This window comes from Terasakiella sp. SH-1, from assembly GCF_004564135.1.
In the GTDB taxonomy this organism is placed as follows: domain Bacteria; phylum Pseudomonadota; class Alphaproteobacteria; order Rhodospirillales; family Terasakiellaceae; genus Terasakiella.
Map to the genome: position 1 here is coordinate 3,668,849 of NZ_CP038255.1, position 16,587 is coordinate 3,685,435.

The window sequence follows — 16,587 nt, forward strand, 5'->3', positions numbered from 1 at the left end:
TCTAAGGTTTAAAAACGTGATGAATAACAAATCAAAGAGATATTAATTTGTATTATTAGTATAATTTAAAAGTAATTTTTTTATAATGAAACATGTATTTCAATATGTTATAAAATTTCTTAGAAAATTCACCTTGATAGGTGATTACGTAGTTTCCGGTAGTCTATAGAATCTGCTGCATCGCACAAATAGTCTAGGGGTAGATATGTTTGATAACAGTAAAGAAGTGTTTTTTAACAATCATGAGTTGATTGTGAGCAAAACAGACCTTAAAGGGCGAATCACTTATGCCAATGACGTTTTTTTAAAAGTGTCTGGTTATGGGCTCGATGAAATTATGGGGCAGCCTCATAATATGATCCGTCACGATTTTATGCCGCGCAGCGTCTTTCATTTGCTGTGGACAACACTTCAAGAGCGCAAAGAAATCTTTGCCTATGTGGTCAATAAAACGAAAAACGATGGCCATTATTGGGTGTTGGCCCATGTTACGCCGTCTCTTAATCTGGAAGGAGACGTGATCGGTTATCATTCTTCACGACGTGTGCCGGAACGTGACTTGCTGGAAGGCCATATCATACCGCTTTACAACGAATTGAACCGCATTGAACAGGCGGCAAATAACCGCAAGCTTGGCATGCAGGATGCCGTGTCCTATTTACAGGATGTGGTTCAGGGCTATGCGCCCGATTATCACCAATTTATTCTGACACTTGATAGATTGGCGGCTTCATGATGTTTTTTAAGGGAGAAAAGTCAAAAGCCATTTCGCAATTTATCGAAGTCTGTGAAGCTGTGGCGGAAGGGGACTTTGAAAAACGCATTATTGATATGCCCGTTGATGCAGATTTCCAGCAACTGGCACAAGCAATCAATCGCCTGATTGACCGAACGGATGCCTATGTGCGTGAAACAACCGCTTCTTCGCAATATGTCCGCGACAATAAATATTATCGCCGCATCAATATGAAGGGGATGCTGGGGGCTTTCGCGGTTGCCAGTGAAATCATTAATGATGCCACCCAAAATATGGAAGACCGCGTATCGTCTTTTAATACGGTGGTCGATCATTTTAATGAAACGGTTTCAGGTGTGGTGACAACGGTGAATGATACGGCTCATCATCTGGAGGAACAGGCAAAAAACATGTCGGACATGTCTTGCCAAACCAGTGAAAAGGCAGGAACTGTTGCAGCCGTGGCCGAACAGACATCTTCCAACATTAATACCGTGGCTTCTGCGACGGAAGAATTGAATGCTTCTATTGCTGAAATTGGTGCACAGACACATCGTTCACTCGATATTTCCAGTACGGCTGTTGAGCAAAGTACACAGGCGCGAGAACAGGTGGCGCACTTAACGCAGGCTGCTGACGAAATTACAGATATTGTCAGTTTAATCACCGATATTGCGGCCCAGACCAACATGCTGGCCTTGAATGCGACAATCGAAGCTGCCCGTGCTGGTGAGGCCGGTAAAGGGTTTGCTGTAGTTGCAGGTGAAGTCAAAAACCTTGCCAGTCAGACAACAGGGGCCACAGATGAGATTGAACGAAAAATCGGGGCAATCCAGCAAATCACCCATCAAGCCCAGCAATCCATTCAGGCGGTTTCCACAACTATTGCCAATTTAAGTGATAATTCCTCTTCCGTTGCAACAGCTGTTGAACAGCAAAATTCCGCAACAATGGAAATCAGCCGCAGTGTCAGCGAAGCAGCCTCAGGCATGGATGTGACCAAACGTGATATTGAAGCCTTGTTAGGGGTGGCAGAAGGGGCGCATCAAACAAGTGATCATGTTGCCCAGTCTGCAACAAGCCTGCCCTCACAGGCGGTTTTGCTGAAACAGGCCGTGGATCAATTTATGGTCCGGGTCAAAGAGGTTGTTTAAACTGTTCCTTGTACGAGAGGCAGCATCCTGTATGCTGGTGTTATAAAAGGGGGCCCTAGCCCCTTATCTCTTATGGAAGGAACGCTCTGATGAGCCAGTTGGAAAACGGTCAAACCGTTAAAGTCCTCGTTACATTTACCATGGAAGATTCCACGGTGATTCCTGCTTCACCTGATGGCACGCCATTGGAACTTATCGTTGGGGAACCTTGTGGTTTTGTTGCCATTGATACTGCATTGCCAAGCATGAGCATGGGGGAAAGCCGTACCCTCAAACTGTCACCGGACGAAGCTTTCGGTATGCCGGACCCGAACTTGCGTTTTGATGTACCGCGCACCAGTATTCAGGTGGAAGGGGACCTTCAGCCCGGTGTGGCCTTACAGATGAATGGTGAGGATGGTCAGGTGTTTACCGCCATTGTCCATGAAGTCAGCGAAACTTCCGTGCTTGTCGATGCAAACCATCCTTTGGCTGGGGAAGCATTGGAATGTAAAATCGACGTTGTAGGCTAGAATGTCTCAGAAAATCTGGAAAGTTTATCTCTCTGGTGAAATTCACAGTGACTGGCGTGAACAGATTAAACAGGGGGTGGCCGATAAAGGCTTGCCTGTTGAACTGAACTCGCCGGTCTGTGTCCATGACGATTCCGATAAGTGCGGTGTTGCCATTTTTGGTGAGGAAAAGGATGCCTTCTGGATGGATCGCAAAGGGGCGAACTTAAACGCCATTCGCACCCGTACCCTGATTGAAGAGGCTGATTTGGTCGTGGTGCGTTTCGGTGAGAAGTATAAGCAATGGAATGCTGCTTTTGATGCGGGCTATGCCGCTGCTCTTGGTAAGCCCTATATCACGCTTCACCCAGAACAGCATGATCATGCTTTGAAAGAAGTCGATGGTGCTGCTTGTGCTGTGGCACGGGAACCTGTCCAAGTGGTGCAGGCACTGGCTTATGTGATCAATGGAGAGATGCCTTAATATAGCAAATCCCGAGTCATTTTGATTGAAAATTACGGCGACGTATTTGCGTAAAACCAATTGATTTACAGAAAAGGGCTGTAACGATAGTGTTGCCATTCTCAACGGGGTTGGGAATGGCGTCTTCTTTTATGTTTTAAGCACAAAAAAAGCCGCCAAGATGGCAGCTATTTTTATAAGCTTAAGATGGAGCGGGCGAAGAGATTCGAACTCTCGACCTAAACCTTGGCAAGGTTTCGCTCTACCCCTGAGCTACGCCCGCACGCTTGCATCTTATGCATATGGTGTTTTCTAGAAGATGGAGCGGGCGAAGAGATTCGAACTCTCGACCTAAACCTTGGCAAGGTTTCGCTCTACCCCTGAGCTACGCCCGCTTAACCTTCTAAAAATGGCTTCCTTATTGAGGGTGGGTAACCCCCAGAAGCGGGGCGCATAATATTAAATGACGAAGACTTTGCAAGCTAAAAATTCAAGAAAGTGAAATATTTTGGGATTTTAAGCCATAATCCGTTGAAAACATTGATTCTACGCGACATATTCTTCTTATCTTCGACATTCTTAAAGAGCCTTTCATGCCGCTAACGCCACAAGAATTATTAACCCAACTGGATCACTTGCAGATTCAGGCCCAAACCCACCATCATCCGCCATTGCGCACAGTGGAAGAAAGTAAGGCACTGCGTGGGGATTTACCGGGCCTGCATTGTAAGAATCTGTTTTTGAAAGATAAGAAAAAGCAGCTTTGGCTGGTGGTGGCTGCAGAAGATCGCCCGATTAACTTAAAAGAGCTGAAAGGCAAGATCGGTTCGGCCCACCTTTCCTTTGGCAAGGCAGACTTGTTACAGGAGGTTTTGGGTGTATCTCCGGGCTCAGTCACGCCTTTTTCCCTGATTAATGATGTGGACAAGCAGGTTCGTGTGGTACTGGATTCCCATATGATGGCTGAACCGCTGATTAATTATCATCCCCTGACAAATGAAATGACCACGGCCTTAAGTCCTGAGGGCTTGCGTCAGTTTATTCGTCATTGCGGCCATGAATTTAGCGAAGTGGAACTTTGACTTCGCAGGTTAAATAAGAGTACAACAACCAGAACAGGTTCAACGTAAAAGAGACAATATAAAGATGATTCTTGATCCCAATGCCCCGGCAACAGCCCCTGATTTGATTAAAGATGCCACCAACGAAACCTTTATGGCAGATGTGGTTGATGCCTCTATGGAAGTCCCTGTTCTGGTTGATTTTTGGGGGCCGGGTTGCAAACCTTGTGAAACGCTAAAACCCATGTTGGAAAATCTGGTGCGCAGCATGGGCGGGGCGATCAAGCTGGTGAAAATCAATGCGCAGGAATGCCAAGATATTGCCATGCAGCTGCGTGTACAATCTGTTCCGACGGTTTTCTGTTTTAAAGGCGGGCGTCCCATTGATGCTTTTCAGGGGGCATTGCCGGAAAACGAACTGCGTAAATTCATTGATAAGCAAATTGGGGATGAAGGTTCCCCCATTGCCCAAGCGCTTGCTCAAGCCAAGGACTTGCTCGATTCCGGGGATGCCGCCAATGCTCAGGGGCTTTATATGCAAATTTTGCAAAATGACAGTTCCAACCCGGAAGCCTGCGCTGGTGTGATGCGTACCCATGTGGCCTTGGGCAATGTCGATAGCGCCAAGGAAATTGCAGATAATTTACCCGATGAGTTGAAACGCAATGAACATATTGCCTCTGCCATTGCCATGATGGATCTGGCAGGCGGGGCTGATCTGGATACGTCTGAATTAGAAGACAAGCTTGCAACCAATCCGGATGACCATCAGGCGCGTTTTGATCTGGCCATGGCGCTTTATGGGGCAGGGCAAAATGAAGAAGGCTTGATGCAGCTTCTTGAAATTGTGAAAAAAGATCGTAACTGGAATGAAGATGCGGCGCGCTTGCAGATGCTGAAAATTTTCGAAGCCCTTGGTTTAAGTGACCCGCTGGTGATTAAAGTACGCAAAAAACTAACCACAGTGTTGTTCTAATGGGTCCTCTTCTTCCTGAAACACTTCCCTTATTCCCCCTGAGCGGGGCTTTGTTGTTACCGCGTGGGCAATTGCCGCTTAATGTGTTTGAACCGCGTTATCTGACGATGGTTGAAGATGCCTTGGGTGTGGGGCGTGCCATTGGGATGATCCAGCCTTGTCATGATGTGCCAGACCCCATTCCCGATTCTACAGCGATTTACACCGTGGGATGTATGGGTAAAATCGTGGAATTTCGGGAGCTGGAAGACAGCCGCTTTCTGGTGACGCTGGCCGGGATCACCCGCTTTAAGGTGAAAGAGGAATTAGAGATCGAACGGGGCTATCGCCGTGCGACTGTGGACTACAGCCCATTTAAGGTGGATCTGTCTGAAAATCAGGCCCCGGTAGACCGTGAGGCTTTACTGGATGGTTTGCGCCATTTCCTTGATCTGAATGCTTTGGGTGGCCAAGAGATGATGGATGTGAACTGGGATGCCTTGGAACAAGCCCCGGATGAAGATCTCGTCAATGCCTTGTCCATGCTTGGACCGTTTGAGCCGCGTGAAAAGCAGGCCCTGTTGGAAGCTGTCAGCCTCACAGCGCGGGCTGAAACCTTGATTACCATGATGTCGATGGCGGCGCTGGCGAATGAAGATGGCTCTTCTGGTCACGCCTAGGTCCTGACCCTAATCACCAAAGAAAGTAAGAGATGATGTCTACACCTGCTGTTGATCCAAAACTTCTGGAAGTTCTGGTCTGTCCGATTACCAAAGGTCCTTTGCGTTATGATGCAGAAGCTCAGGAACTGATCAGTGATCAGGCCCATCTGGCTTTTCCGATTCGGGAAGGTATTCCGATTATGTTAAGCGAAGAAGCGCGCAAACTGGATGAGGATGCGTAAAGGCCGTGTCTCAATCTTCATCAGATAAAAAACGCATTGTCACAGAACTGCGTATTAAAAAAGAAGAAAAGCTTTTGATCGTTTCTTTTGAAACGGGGGAAAAGTTTGAAATTCCAGCAGAACTGTTGCGTGTGGAAAGCCCATCTGCCGAAGTGCAAGGCCATAGTCCGCAGGAAAAGAAAATCATTCCCGGTCGTCGCCATGTAGGGATCATCGGGGCTGAGCCTGTGGGCAATTATGCTATTAAGCTGGTCTTTGACGATTTGCATGATACGGGTATTTTCACCTGGAACTATTTGTTCTGGCTGGGTGAAAATATGAATGAGGTCTGGGATGATTATCTTACCAACCTTGAAGCTGCGGGCCTTAGCCGCGATCCTTAAATCCAATTTATGAGTTTACGCTTTCCTCAAAAAAACATAGATTGAGGCAAGAAACGAAAGGAGTTGTTTGGTCTCATGTCTAATCCATTCATCATTGGTTTGCGCACAAATCCGCAGCTGTTCTTCAATGAACTGGATACAAGCGAAGTTCAGGCCGTTGCCGAAGCCTGCATTCGTGTTTTGGAAAATCGCCATAAAGAAGGCGATGCAGACGCCGCAGGCTGTTTGCAAAACGTTTATCGTGAAGTGGCGAATATCGAGCTTTGATTCGTTTCATCCCCGCCCTGTTCGTTTTTTTATGGAGCACAGGCTTCATCGGGGCGAAACTCGGCCTGCCTTATGCCGAGCCTTATACATTTCTCTTTATCCGTATGAGCATCACCAGTGCTTTGTTGCTGGTGGTTTTGATCATGCTGAAAAAGCCCTGGCCTGAGACAAAGGTACTCAGTGGTCATGTTGCCTTATCTGGTGTGTTGATCCATTGTGGCTATCTGGGCGGGGTGTTTACTGCTATTAAGTTGGGCATGCCCTCTGGGCTGGCGGCGTTGATTGCTGGTTTGCAGCCCCTTCTCACAGCCTTTGCCGCCCAACCTGTTTTGGGTGAAAAGGTCAAACCGATCCAGTGGCTGGGTCTTAGCCTTGGGCTTGCCGGGATTGTTCTGGTGCTGAGTGAGAAGCTGGATTTGAGCAGTGGCAATCTGTTTGACGGATTCGGCATGTGGGCGGTTTTTGCGGCCTTTTTTGCTGTGATCAGTATTACGGCCAGTTCGCTTTATCAGAAAAAATATTGCACGGACATGCCGCTGATGAGTGGCACCTTCATTCAATATTTTGCGGCAGCCGCCCTTTATTCCTTCTTGGCCGTTGGCTTTGAAACCATGGAAGTGCAATGGACGGGGGAGTTTATCTTTGCCTTGTTCTGGCTGATCTTTATGCCGTCTTTTGGCGCAATTTCCCTATTGATGTGGATGATCAAGCAGGGCGAAGCTTCAAAGGTCGCCAGCCTGTTTTACATGGTCCCCCCTGTCACCGCAGTGGAAGCCTATTTCCTGTTTGACGAGACTTTAGGTCTTGCTGCGATTGCCGGGATGGTCATTGCCAGTGTGGGTGTGTGGATGGCGGTGAAAAAGTAACAGCCTTATTCCGGCCAATGGACGATATAGTCTTCCAGATCGCCTTCGACTTTATCTTCTGAAATAAAACGCCCGACGATGGATTTCCCGGTTTTCACCGCGCTTTGGGCATCCCCGCTCAGCAAGGGGTGCCAGTCAGGCAGATCTTTGCTATCACGCAGCAAGCGATAGGCGCAGGTTGAGGGCAACCAGTGCAGGTTTTCCAGATTACGGGGTAGAAGTTCCACACAATCAGGTACCAAAAAAGTGCGCATTTGATATTGGGTACAGCGACAGGTATCCACATCCATCAAACGACAGGCTACATTGGTGTAGCAGACCTCGCCGGTCTCTTCGTCTTCCAGCTTGTGCAGGCAGCATTTGCCACAGCTGTCACACAGCGATTCCCACTGTTCCAGTGACATGTCACTGAGTTTTGTTGTTTTCCAAAAAGGTTCAGTCATAGCTTCTAAAAAAAGTCCCCGCCGATCAAGGCAGGGACATCTCTGTGAGTTATTTTTTGTTCAGCTTGTGGTCATGCTTGCGAATAAATTCTGCGACCATGGGCTTGATCTCTTCGCGCCAGCGACGCCCGTTGAAGATCCCGTAGTGACCAACGTTGGGGTGGAGAACATGCTTTTGCTTGTTCTTTGCCAGGTTGGAACAGATATCATGGGCGGCTTTGGTCTGGCCTTTCCCTGTGATATCGTCTTTTTCACCCTCAATCGTAAACAGGGCTGTTTTTTTAATGGCAGATGGGTGAACCTTGCGATCACGCCAGTTCATGATATCGCGTGGCAGGGCATGTTCCATAAACACTGTTTCCAGTGTTTGCAGATAGAATTCTGCCGGCAAATCCATGACAGAAAGATATTCATCATAGAAGGAATGGTGCTGTTCAGCCGAATCGCCATCACCTTCAATCAGATGGTTAAACAGGTTCAGGTGTGCGCCCACATGGCGGTCCATATTCATGGACATAAAGCCTGTCAGCTGCATGAAGCCTGGATAAACATGGCGCATAAAGCCCGGATAGTTGACCGGAACTTGGGCAATGACGCTTTTGCGGAACCAGTCGATATCTTTTTCTTCAGCCAACAGGTTGACTTCTGTCGGGCTAACGCGGGTATCAATCGGGCCACCCATCAGTGTCATGGAAGCCGGTGCACAATAATCATCATCTTCTGACATCAAAGAAACGGCCGCCAAGACCGGAACGGAAGGCTGACAGACGGCAATCACGTGGGTGTTGGGACCCAGGTGATGCAGGAAGTACATGATATATTCAATGAAATCGTCCAGATCAAAATCGCCATGGGATGTGCAGACATCGCGAGCGTTGATCCAGTCGGTGATATAAACGTCATGATCGGGCAACAGGGCTTCAACCGTACCACGCAGTAGGGTCGCATAGTGACCGGACATGGGCGCAACCACAAGGACCTTGGGGTCTTCATGTTTGGTGTGACGTTTGAAATGAAGCAGTTCACAGAAGGGCTTGTGTAAGACAACTTCTTCATCAACTGCGACTTCATTGCCGTCAATTTCGGTGAAATGCAGGCCGAATTCCGGCTTGATGTAGCGGCGTGTTACGCGCTCAAACAAGTGGCAGCTTGCGGCAATCGCACGTCCCATCGGGGTATAGGATACCGGCATGAAGGGAGAGCGAAAAACTTCTTCCATCTTTTCCGCAGCATGGCGAAAGGGGGACCATACAGAATGTTGGAATTCATAGAATTGATAAAGCATACGACCTCATTTAAGTCCCTTATTTAAAAGGGTGTTTGTTCAAATCTGTAACGACTGGTTTAGACTTTATATAAATCCCGGTCATTTATTGACACGAACATTAAGATTAAAATATTTCAAGCGTCAACCAATTTACGCACAAATAGTACAAAAGTTGGTTGCAATTGTAACTACGGTTGAGTGTTTCTCAGTTAAACGGAATTTCACACTGCGCTGCACAATTGTTGTTGCAATGCAACATAGCATGACCAGCTGGTCAGAATCCAGATTTTTTTAATATACAGCCGATAAAACGCACTTTTTTAACAGGAATGTCATGAGTCCGTTGACTTAACCTTGGCAACGCCTTATATAGCGGGCTCGTTTACTTTGGTTTTCAATTGATTTAACGGAGTTGACCCGTGAAACGCACGTATCAGCCCAGCAAGCTCGTTCGCAAACGCCGCCATGGTTTCCGTAGCCGTATGGCTACTGTTGCAGGCCGCCGCGTTCTTTCTGCTCGCCGTGGAAAAGGCCGTAAGCGCCTGTCTGCGTAAGTCCTTAACTTACGTTTAGATTTGCCCGTAAAGGATGGTTGGGTATGCCCCGTATTCCACGTCTTAAAAAACGACGTGAATTTCTGTCAGTCGCTGCGACTCGCAAGAAATGGGTGACACCCGGCCTGATTTTACAGGTTCGCAAAAGAAAAAAACCGTTTACTTCTTTATATAAGAATCCAACGGTTCGCGAACTGCCGGAAGGGCAACCGGATATTCGGATCGGATTTACGGTCAGCAAAAAAGTCGGAAACGCCCCTGAGCGCAATCGCGCCAGACGGCGTCTTCGGGCTATTGCTGACCTTGTCTTGTTTAAAAAGGCCCGATCCGGTTTTGATCTTGTTGTAATTGGTCGCCGGGAAACGATTAAACGTCCCTTTGATAAATTGGAAAAAGATCTCAAGACAGCACTTTGGAAAACAGGGGTTCATATTGATGCCCCCACCCAAAATGCAAAAGGCGGAAGGGTCGCCAAATGACCTTTTTGGCTTATGTGGCAAAGGCGATTGTGCGGGTTTATCAATATGGTATTTCCCCCATTTTGCCGGGAACTTGTCGTTATACACCGACCTGTTCGCAATATGCTATTGAAGCCATTGACCGATTTGGCCCTGTTAAAGGGGGCACACTCGGGTTAAGACGAATCTTTCGCTGCCATCCGTGGGGCGGGTCAGGATATGATCCGGTTCCGCAAAAAGTCGAATCGGCATCCTGTCGGTGCGGCTCAAAACATAGTTCACAGTAAAGATTCGACTTTTTTGCATAAGAATTCTTTTGTACAAAAGGTCGTTTTTTAATTTATCAGGGGTCCCTTTGTGGAATATAGGCTGAGATGAACGACCAGAAAAATATGATTTTGGCGATTGCCCTTTCAATCGCGATTCTGTTTGGCTTCCAATTGCTGTTCCCACCGGCTGAGCAAGTCGCCCAGCAACAACAGCAAACCACACAGGACGGTTCTGCACCGCAAGCCCCTGCAACACAATCCGGTGATGCATCTTATGCACCGCAAATCCCAGGCGGCGCGGCTGAGGCCATGAAAAAAGCCATGGCAACGCGCTCGCAAAAGCTGGATGCGACGGCGCGTATTACCATTGAATCCCCTCGTCTTTCCGGTTCCCTGTCTGTACAGGGCGGTCGCATTGATGACTTGACACTGGATGATTACCGCATCGACCTGAGCGAAGACAGTGACACGATTACACTGCTCAACCCCAAAGGTCTGCAAGCTGCCTATTATGCCGAATTTGGCTGGTCTGCACCGAATGTCAAAGTTCCGACAGCCGATACGGTTTGGGCCACAGACAAAACAGTTTTGAAGGCTGGTGATTCTGTTACACTCAGCTGGGATAACGGCGAAGGTTTGCTCTTTACCCGTAATATCGCTCTGGACGACAACTACGCCTTCACCATCAACGATTCTGTCACCAACACAGGGGCGGCAGGCGTTGACCTTTATCCTTACGGTCTGATTTCACGTTCCGGTACACCGCAAACCAGTGGTTTCTTTATCCTGCATGAAGGTCTGCTTGGGGTGTTTGATCATGTTCTGGAAGAAATCGACTATGATGATCTTCAAGACAAGGGCACACAGAAGGTTGATCCGGTTAAAGGTGGCTGGATTGGCATTACAGATAAATACTGGCTAATGGCATTGGTGCCTGATCAAAATTCAATGATCAACCACCGTTTCAGCCATTATCGCAGCGACAATCTGGATAAATACCAAACAGATTATCTGGGGCCGAAACTGGCGGCCGCACCGGGTCAAACTGTGTCTTTCAAAAGCACGCTGTTTGCCGGTGCCAAGGAACTGGACATTCTGACACATTATGAAGAAACAATTGGTGTGCAAGAATTTGATCTGGCGATTGATTTTGGCTGGTTCTTCTTCATCACCAAGCCGTTCTTCCTTGCCATGTCCTGGCTCTATGGTGTTCTGGGGAACTTCGGTCTGGCTATTTTGGCCCTGACAGTCGGTGTTAAGATCCTCTTCTTCCCGCTGGCCAACACGTCTTATCGTTCTATGGCGAAGATGAAAACGCTCGGACCGAAGATCAAGCAGCTGCAAAAGCAATTTGGCGATGACAAGCAGCGCATGAACCAGGAAATGATGGCGCTTTACAAGCGTGAAAAAGCCAACCCGGCTTCTGGTTGTTTGCCGATCCTGTTGCAAATCCCGGTTTTCTTTGCACTTTATAAAGTGTTGTTCGTTTCCATTGAAATGCGCCACGCCCCGTTTTATGGCTGGATTCAAGATTTGTCCGCACCGGACCCGACCACCATCTTCAACCTGTTTGGTTTGATCCCGTGGGATCCGCCGCAGTTGCTGATGATCGGTGTTTGGCCGTTGCTCATGGGTCTGTCCATGTTCTTGCAACAGCGCCTGAACCCACAACCGACTGATCCTATTCAGGCAAAAATGATGATGTTCTTGCCAGTGGTCTTCACCTTCATGCTGGCGGCCTTCCCGGCTGGCCTCGTGATCTACTGGGTGTGGAACAACGTCCTTTCAATCCTCCAGCAATGGACGATTATGAAGGGTATGGAAAAAGGTAAATAAGGCAGTTCACTCATCCCCGCAACTTGCGGGGATGATGCTTTTTAAGGTGCAGATATGACAGACGAAAACACATTCAGCGAAGAAGAAATCGAATTTGGCCGCTGGCTTTTTACCCAGCAGACCGATTTTATGTTGGGTGTTGCCGGCTTAAACCAGTTGCCTGATACATCTGCCTGTGAAATCTGTTTTGCCGGACGTTCCAATGTGGGGAAATCCAGCCTGATCAATGCGCTATGTGGCCGTCGTGATCTGGCCCGGACCTCTTCCACACCGGGGCGTACACAGCAGCTGAACTTTTTCAAAATCCGCGACCGTCTGGTTTTTTGTGACCAGCCCGGTTATGGCTATGCCAAGGCGCCTGTGGCCGAAGTCAAGAAATGGCAGGATGTGGTCTTTTCTTACCTGCGCGGTCGTCCCCAGTTGCGCCGCGCCTTTGTCCTGATTGATGGACGCCATGGGATTAAGGAAACCGATCGTCCCGTCATGGAAATGATGGATACGGCCGCCATGTCCTATCAGATCATCGTCACCAAGGCCGATAAGACCAAAAAAGGCGAATTGGACAAGCATTTACGAAATATTGAGAAAGAATTGGCTAAACATCCAGCAGCCCATCCTGATATTCTGGTCACCAGTTCTGAAAAGGGAACCGGAATTTCTGAGGTGCGCGCCACCATTGGACGTATGGTTAAAGAATTCGAAGGCTAGGATAAAAAGATGACCACTGTTGATAAGTCCCCCATGACGCAAGAAGATTATCTCTCTCAGGCTGTGACCCTGTCTGAGGCCCTGCCTTATATGCAGCGCTATGCGGGTGAAACCGTGGTGATTAAATATGGCGGGCATGCCATGGGTGATCCGGAACTGGCAAAACTGTTTGCCAAGGATATCGTGCTGCTTAAACAAGTCGGCATTAACCCGGTTGTTGTGCATGGCGGCGGGCCGCAAATTGGCAATATGCTCAAACGTCTGGAAGTGGAAACCAACTTCATTGACGGGCTGCGTGTCACAGATCAAGCCACCATTGATGTGGCTGAGATGGTCTTGTCCGGTTCCATCAACAAATCCATCGTCGCCAATATCAATGAGGCTGGTGGCTTCGCTGTGGGGCTGAGTGGGAAAGATGGCTCACTCATTCGTGCAAAAAAACTGCATCGCACCAAAAAAGACCCGGAATCCAATATTGAAAAAGTTCTGGATCTTGGTTTTGTTGGCGAACCGGATGTGGTGACGCCGCATATTCTGGATGTCTTTCTTGATTCAGACATCATTCCGGTGGTGGCCCCTATTGGCGTGGGCCCCAATGGTGAGACTTACAACATCAATGCCGATACGGCTGCGGGCGCTATTGCTTCTGCCATTGATGCCAAACGCTTGTTGATGCTGACCGATATCGCAGGCGTTTTGGATGGCGATAAAAACCTCATTCAGGAAATGAACGCTCTTGAAGCGCGTGATATGATTGCTGATGGTACCATTAACGGCGGCATGATCCCAAAAATCGAGACCTGTCTGTCTGCGGTTGAACCTAAAGACGAGGTGCCGGGTGTGAATGCGGCTGTCATTATGGATGGCCGCGTGCCCCATGCGGTTCTGCTGGAAATCTTCACTGAACACGGTGCAGGGACCATGATCCGTTCTGTGGAATAAGTTTTATATAAGTAATACACAGATTAAAAAAGGGAGCCATTTGGCTCCCTTTTTCGTGGTGAACTTACATGTTCGGGTAATTGGGACCGCCCATACCTTCCGGTGTGGTCCAGTTGATATTCTGGGTCGGGTCTTTGATGTCACATGTCTTACAGTGCAGGCAGTTGGCAAAGTTGATTTGCAGCTTTTTCTGGCCTTCGTTCTCTTCATCATCGAGATATTCATAAACACCGGCCGGGCAGAAGCGCACTTCCGGGCCTTCATATTTTGCCCAGTTGACAGACAAGGCAAGGGACTCATCAGCCAGTTTTAAATGACAGGGCTGTGTTTCTTCATGGGCGGTGTTCGAAATAAAGACAGAGGATAATTTATCAAAACTGATTTTCCCATCCGGCTTGGGATAGTCGATCTTGGGCATGCTTGCCGCAGGCTTCAATGTTTCGTTATCAGCGTGCGGATGTTTCAGGGTCCAGGGCTCGCGACCACCTGTCAGATAGGTTGTGAAGCCAGAATAGATCAAGCCACCCCAGAAGCCCCATTTGGCGAAGCTTGGGCGGATGTTACGGACTTTATAAAGCTCATCCCACACATAAGAGGCTTTCATGTTGGCGCTATATTGTGTGGGTTCTGTTGCCACATTTTCATCTTCTGACGTACAGAGGTCGAAAATCGCCTTGGCTGCTTCGATACCGGATTGCATGGCATTATGGGTGCCTTTGATCTTCGGTACGTTCAGGAAGCCGGCAGAACAACCGACAATACAGCCGCCTGGGAAAGTCAGTTTCGGGATGGACTGGAAGCCCCCTTCGTTCAGCGCACGTGCGCCATAGGCAATACGGCGACCGCCTTCAAAAGTTTTGCGAATTTCCGGGTGTGTTTTAAAACGCTGGAATTCATCAAACGGGGAGAGGTGCGGGTTGGCATAATCCAGACCAACCACAAAGCCAACAGCCACCTGATTGTTATCAATGTGATAGAGGAAAGAGCCCCCATAAGTGTTGCTATCCATCGGCCAGCCTGTGGTGTGAACGATCTTGCCTTCGGAATGTTTCTCCGGATCAATTTCCCACAGTTCCTTGATGCCGATCCCGAATGTTTGCGGGTCGCAATCTTTACGCAGGTCAAACTTGTTAAACAGCGTCTTGGTCAGGGAACCACGTACCCCTTCGGCAAAGATGGTGTATTTGGCATGCAGTTCCACACCCGGTTCAAAGTTCGGCCCTTCGGAGCCATCTTTTTCACGGCCCATGTCGCCTGTGGCGATGCCTTTAACTGAACCGTCTTCGTTATAGAGAACTTCACAGGCAGCAAAGCCGGGATAGACTTCCACGCCCATTTCTTCGGCCTGTTCGCCCAGCCAGCGACAGACATTGCCCAGGGAAACAATATAGTTGCCATGGTTGTTCATCTGTGGCGGTGTTGGCAGCTTTTTAAAACCTGTTTCAGACAGATGCAGGAAAGAATCTTCCTTGGCTTCAACGGTGAGTGGGGCACCTTTTTCTTTCCAATCTGGGAAGAGATGGGCCAGAGGACCAGTTTCAATAACCGCACCGGACAGGATGTGTGCGCCGATTTCAGAACCTTTTTCCACCACACAGACGGTTACTTCTTTTTCGTTTTCCTGTGCGAGCTGGCTGAGTTTAATCGCCGCAGACAGGCCAGAGGGGCCACCGCCAACGATTACAACATCAAATTCCATGGATTCACGTTCCATAGTCCGGTTTCCTTCCAAATGTTTATAGAGTGAACTGTTCTATTTGCGAACATTATTAGCACTATTATGGAAGGGAACATAGAAAAAATGTACAAACTTGTGAACCTTTCTGTTCAAATATTCTAAATTTTGCTAGGTAAAACCTATGAACCAGCAATCTGACAGCACATTTTCTGACCCGTTCAACCCAGAAAGCCTCTTAAAATGGTATCTGGAGATGGGGGTGGATGAAACAATTGGTGACGAATCCGTTGACCGATATGCGGCTACGGCTGAGCTTTTGGAACGCAAAAAAGCAGCAGCTCAGGTGCAACAGGCCCAACAGGCTCAACAGGGTGGACCTCGTGCCCCTATGATGGGAAAACCGGCTCCTGTTGCACAACAGCAGGTGCAAGCCACAGATGAGATGGTGCATAGTGCTGTGGAAATGGCGCGCAAAGCCCAGTCGGTTGAAGAGTTGCGCGAGGCGGTCTTGTCCTTTGAGGGATGTCATTTGAAAAAGACGGCCATGAATACGGTCTTTGCCGATGGTAATCCCAAGGCGGATATTATGTTTATCGGTGAAGCCCCCGGCGCAGACGAGGACCGCCAAGGCGTGCCGTTTGTCGGGGCAAGTGGGAAATTGCTGGATAAAATGCTGCATTCTTGCGGGTTGGAAGATGAAGTTGGGGATCGCTCCAAAATCTATATTTCCAATGTTTTGTTCTGGCGACCACCGGGCAACCGTAACCCGACCTTAAGCGAGATCGCTGTTTGCCTGCCCTTTGTGGAACGTCATATCGAACTGGTTGACCCAAAAATGATCGTGATGTTAGGCGGGGCGGCGGCTAAGGCTGTGTTGGGGGTTCATGACGGGATTTCACGTTTGCGCGGGCGGTGGTTTACCCATGCCACACCGGGGCTATCACGCCCGGTGCAGGCCACAGCCTTGTTTCATCCCGCCTATTTATTACGCTCCCCGGCACAAAAAAGACGGGCCTGGGGGGACTTGTTGTCCATCGTTGAAAAGCTGGAAACGTTATAAATTCCGCAGAAACTTGCGGTTTTTGGCAAAATCGGTTATTTTGTTGCCTAAACGTTGGGGACAGAGTATTTGCCTTTTAATATCAATGTGTT

General features: G+C 48.5%; 21 protein-coding genes and 2 tRNA genes. 18 read left to right on the forward strand and 5 right to left on the reverse strand.

The window, feature by feature from the left end:
• The first annotated feature begins 205 nt into the window (after positions 1-205).
• The 4 genes from E4K71_RS17295 (at position 206) to E4K71_RS17310 (ending at position 2,865) form a co-directional block, all read left to right on the forward strand.
• Positions 206-736, forward strand: coding sequence for a PAS domain S-box protein (locus tag E4K71_RS17295; protein ID WP_135081718.1), 531 nt, complete (start codon positions 206-208; stop codon positions 734-736).
• A complete protein-coding gene (locus tag E4K71_RS18580; protein WP_135081720.1) occupies positions 733-1,890 on the forward strand; it encodes a methyl-accepting chemotaxis protein in 1,158 nt (385 codons plus the stop codon). Before E4K71_RS17295 ends, E4K71_RS18580 begins: the two co-directional genes overlap by 4 nt.
• An 89-nt stretch (positions 1,891-1,979) precedes the next feature.
• On the forward strand, positions 1,980-2,402 hold the full coding sequence (locus E4K71_RS17305; RefSeq protein ID WP_135081722.1) for an FKBP-type peptidyl-prolyl cis-trans isomerase: 423 nt from the start codon (positions 1,980-1,982) through the stop codon (positions 2,400-2,402).
• A 1-nt stretch (position 2,403) separates the two neighbouring features.
• Complete coding sequence (locus E4K71_RS17310; protein WP_135081724.1) at positions 2,404-2,865, forward strand: YtoQ family protein; 462 nt, start codon at positions 2,404-2,406, stop codon at positions 2,863-2,865.
• Between the two features lie 187 nt (positions 2,866-3,052).
• Here the strand turns inward: E4K71_RS17310 and E4K71_RS17315 are convergent.
• A tRNA-Gly gene (locus tag E4K71_RS17315) sits at positions 3,053-3,127 on the reverse strand.
• Between the two features lie 37 nt (positions 3,128-3,164).
• Positions 3,165-3,239, reverse strand: a tRNA-Gly gene (locus tag E4K71_RS17320).
• A 198-nt stretch (positions 3,240-3,437) separates the two neighbouring features.
• Between E4K71_RS17320 and E4K71_RS17325 the strand changes: the two genes are divergently transcribed.
• From E4K71_RS17325 to E4K71_RS17355, 7 genes are all read left to right on the forward strand, one after another.
• Positions 3,438-3,926, forward strand: a complete 489-nt coding sequence (locus E4K71_RS17325) for a prolyl-tRNA synthetase associated domain-containing protein (RefSeq protein WP_135081726.1) — start codon at positions 3,438-3,440, stop codon at positions 3,924-3,926.
• Positions 3,927-3,990: 64 nt separating this feature from the next.
• Positions 3,991-4,881, forward strand: coding sequence for a co-chaperone YbbN (locus E4K71_RS17330; protein ID WP_240796844.1), 891 nt, complete (start codon positions 3,991-3,993; stop codon positions 4,879-4,881).
• Positions 4,881-5,540 carry an LON peptidase substrate-binding domain-containing protein gene (locus tag E4K71_RS17335; protein WP_135081730.1) on the forward strand — a complete coding sequence of 220 codons (660 nt, stop codon included), beginning with the start codon at positions 4,881-4,883 and terminating at the stop codon, positions 5,538-5,540. Before E4K71_RS17330 ends, E4K71_RS17335 begins: the two co-directional genes overlap by 1 nt.
• Before the next feature lie 32 nt (positions 5,541-5,572).
• Positions 5,573-5,764, forward strand: a complete 192-nt coding sequence (locus E4K71_RS17340) for a Trm112 family protein (protein ID WP_206201925.1) — start codon at positions 5,573-5,575, stop codon at positions 5,762-5,764.
• A 5-nt stretch (positions 5,765-5,769) separates the two neighbouring features.
• A complete protein-coding gene (locus E4K71_RS17345; protein WP_135081732.1) occupies positions 5,770-6,147 on the forward strand; it encodes a DUF971 domain-containing protein in 378 nt (125 codons plus the stop codon).
• A 75-nt stretch (positions 6,148-6,222) separates the two neighbouring features.
• On the forward strand, positions 6,223-6,414 hold the full coding sequence (locus tag E4K71_RS17350; RefSeq protein WP_135081734.1) for a hypothetical protein: 192 nt from the start codon (positions 6,223-6,225) through the stop codon (positions 6,412-6,414).
• Positions 6,411-7,280, forward strand: a complete 870-nt coding sequence (locus E4K71_RS17355; protein WP_240796845.1) for a DMT family transporter — start codon at positions 6,411-6,413, stop codon at positions 7,278-7,280. Before E4K71_RS17350 ends, E4K71_RS17355 begins: the two co-directional genes overlap by 4 nt.
• A 5-nt stretch (positions 7,281-7,285) precedes the next feature.
• On the opposite strand, the gene E4K71_RS17360 is transcribed toward E4K71_RS17355, so the two are convergent.
• Positions 7,286-7,723, reverse strand: a complete 438-nt coding sequence (locus tag E4K71_RS17360) for a YcgN family cysteine cluster protein (protein WP_135081736.1) — start codon at positions 7,721-7,723, stop codon at positions 7,286-7,288.
• A gap of 49 nt (positions 7,724-7,772) precedes the next feature.
• Complete coding sequence (phaZ, locus tag E4K71_RS17365) at positions 7,773-9,008, reverse strand: polyhydroxyalkanoate depolymerase (RefSeq protein WP_135081738.1); 1,236 nt, start codon at positions 9,006-9,008, stop codon at positions 7,773-7,775.
• 401 nt (positions 9,009-9,409) lie between these two features.
• Here phaZ and rpmH point away from each other — a divergent pair, with 401 nt between their 5' ends.
• From rpmH to argB, 6 genes are all read left to right on the forward strand, one after another.
• The gene (gene rpmH, locus E4K71_RS17370; protein ID WP_135081740.1) at positions 9,410-9,544 is read left to right on the forward strand and encodes a 50S ribosomal protein L34; all 135 of its coding nucleotides are present in this window, start codon (positions 9,410-9,412) and stop codon (positions 9,542-9,544) included.
• A gap of 44 nt (positions 9,545-9,588) precedes the next feature.
• Positions 9,589-10,023, forward strand: coding sequence for a ribonuclease P protein component (rnpA, locus tag E4K71_RS17375; RefSeq protein WP_135081742.1), 435 nt, complete (start codon positions 9,589-9,591; stop codon positions 10,021-10,023).
• Complete coding sequence (gene yidD / locus E4K71_RS17380; RefSeq protein ID WP_135081744.1) at positions 10,020-10,289, forward strand: membrane protein insertion efficiency factor YidD; 270 nt, start codon at positions 10,020-10,022, stop codon at positions 10,287-10,289. Before rnpA ends, yidD begins: the two co-directional genes overlap by 4 nt.
• Before the next feature lie 87 nt (positions 10,290-10,376).
• Complete coding sequence (gene yidC / locus E4K71_RS17385; RefSeq protein WP_135081746.1) at positions 10,377-12,107, forward strand: membrane protein insertase YidC; 1,731 nt, start codon at positions 10,377-10,379, stop codon at positions 12,105-12,107.
• Between the two features lie 54 nt (positions 12,108-12,161).
• Positions 12,162-12,815, forward strand: coding sequence for a ribosome biogenesis GTP-binding protein YihA/YsxC (yihA, locus tag E4K71_RS17390; protein ID WP_135081748.1), 654 nt, complete (start codon positions 12,162-12,164; stop codon positions 12,813-12,815).
• A gap of 9 nt (positions 12,816-12,824) precedes the next feature.
• The gene (gene argB, locus E4K71_RS17395; RefSeq protein ID WP_135081750.1) at positions 12,825-13,757 is read left to right on the forward strand and encodes an acetylglutamate kinase; all 933 of its coding nucleotides are present in this window, start codon (positions 12,825-12,827) and stop codon (positions 13,755-13,757) included.
• Between the two features lie 64 nt (positions 13,758-13,821).
• Here the strand turns inward: argB and E4K71_RS17400 are convergent, their stop codons facing one another.
• Positions 13,822-15,471, reverse strand: a complete 1,650-nt coding sequence (locus tag E4K71_RS17400; RefSeq protein WP_135081752.1) for an electron transfer flavoprotein-ubiquinone oxidoreductase — start codon at positions 15,469-15,471, stop codon at positions 13,822-13,824.
• 145 nt (positions 15,472-15,616) lie between these two features.
• On the opposite strand from E4K71_RS17400, the gene E4K71_RS17405 reads away from it, so the two are divergent.
• The gene (locus tag E4K71_RS17405; protein WP_135081754.1) at positions 15,617-16,495 is read left to right on the forward strand and encodes a uracil-DNA glycosylase; all 879 of its coding nucleotides are present in this window, start codon (positions 15,617-15,619) and stop codon (positions 16,493-16,495) included.
• The last annotated feature ends 92 nt before the right edge of the window (positions 16,496-16,587 follow it).

Coding starts and splice junctions, on each gene's coding strand:
- E4K71_RS17340 (WP_206201925.1), top strand. CDS start 5,573: ATGATGTCTACACCTGCTGTTGATCCAAAACTTCTGGAAGTTCTGGTC.
- E4K71_RS17325 (WP_135081726.1), top strand. CDS start 3,438: ATGCCGCTAACGCCACAAGAATTATTAACCCAACTGGATCACTTGCAG.
- E4K71_RS18580 (WP_135081720.1), top strand. CDS start 733: ATGATGTTTTTTAAGGGAGAAAAGTCAAAAGCCATTTCGCAATTTATC.
- E4K71_RS17305 (WP_135081722.1), top strand. CDS start 1,980: ATGAGCCAGTTGGAAAACGGTCAAACCGTTAAAGTCCTCGTTACATTT.
- yidD (WP_135081744.1), top strand. CDS start 10,020: ATGACCTTTTTGGCTTATGTGGCAAAGGCGATTGTGCGGGTTTATCAA.
- E4K71_RS17330 (WP_240796844.1), top strand. CDS start 3,991: ATGATTCTTGATCCCAATGCCCCGGCAACAGCCCCTGATTTGATTAAA.
- E4K71_RS17405 (WP_135081754.1), top strand. CDS start 15,617: ATGAACCAGCAATCTGACAGCACATTTTCTGACCCGTTCAACCCAGAA.
- phaZ (WP_135081738.1), bottom strand. CDS start 9,008: ATGCTTTATCAATTCTATGAATTCCAACATTCTGTATGGTCCCCCTTT.
- argB (WP_135081750.1), top strand. CDS start 12,825: ATGACCACTGTTGATAAGTCCCCCATGACGCAAGAAGATTATCTCTCT.
- E4K71_RS17310 (WP_135081724.1), top strand. CDS start 2,404: ATGTCTCAGAAAATCTGGAAAGTTTATCTCTCTGGTGAAATTCACAGT.
- E4K71_RS17350 (WP_135081734.1), top strand. CDS start 6,223: ATGTCTAATCCATTCATCATTGGTTTGCGCACAAATCCGCAGCTGTTC.
- yihA (WP_135081748.1), top strand. CDS start 12,162: ATGACAGACGAAAACACATTCAGCGAAGAAGAAATCGAATTTGGCCGC.
- rnpA (WP_135081742.1), top strand. CDS start 9,589: ATGCCCCGTATTCCACGTCTTAAAAAACGACGTGAATTTCTGTCAGTC.
- yidC (WP_135081746.1), top strand. CDS start 10,377: ATGAACGACCAGAAAAATATGATTTTGGCGATTGCCCTTTCAATCGCG.
- E4K71_RS17400 (WP_135081752.1), bottom strand. CDS start 15,471: ATGGAACGTGAATCCATGGAATTTGATGTTGTAATCGTTGGCGGTGGC.
- E4K71_RS17335 (WP_135081730.1), top strand. CDS start 4,881: ATGGGTCCTCTTCTTCCTGAAACACTTCCCTTATTCCCCCTGAGCGGG.
- E4K71_RS17360 (WP_135081736.1), bottom strand. CDS start 7,723: ATGACTGAACCTTTTTGGAAAACAACAAAACTCAGTGACATGTCACTG.
- E4K71_RS17295 (WP_135081718.1), top strand. CDS start 206: ATGTTTGATAACAGTAAAGAAGTGTTTTTTAACAATCATGAGTTGATT.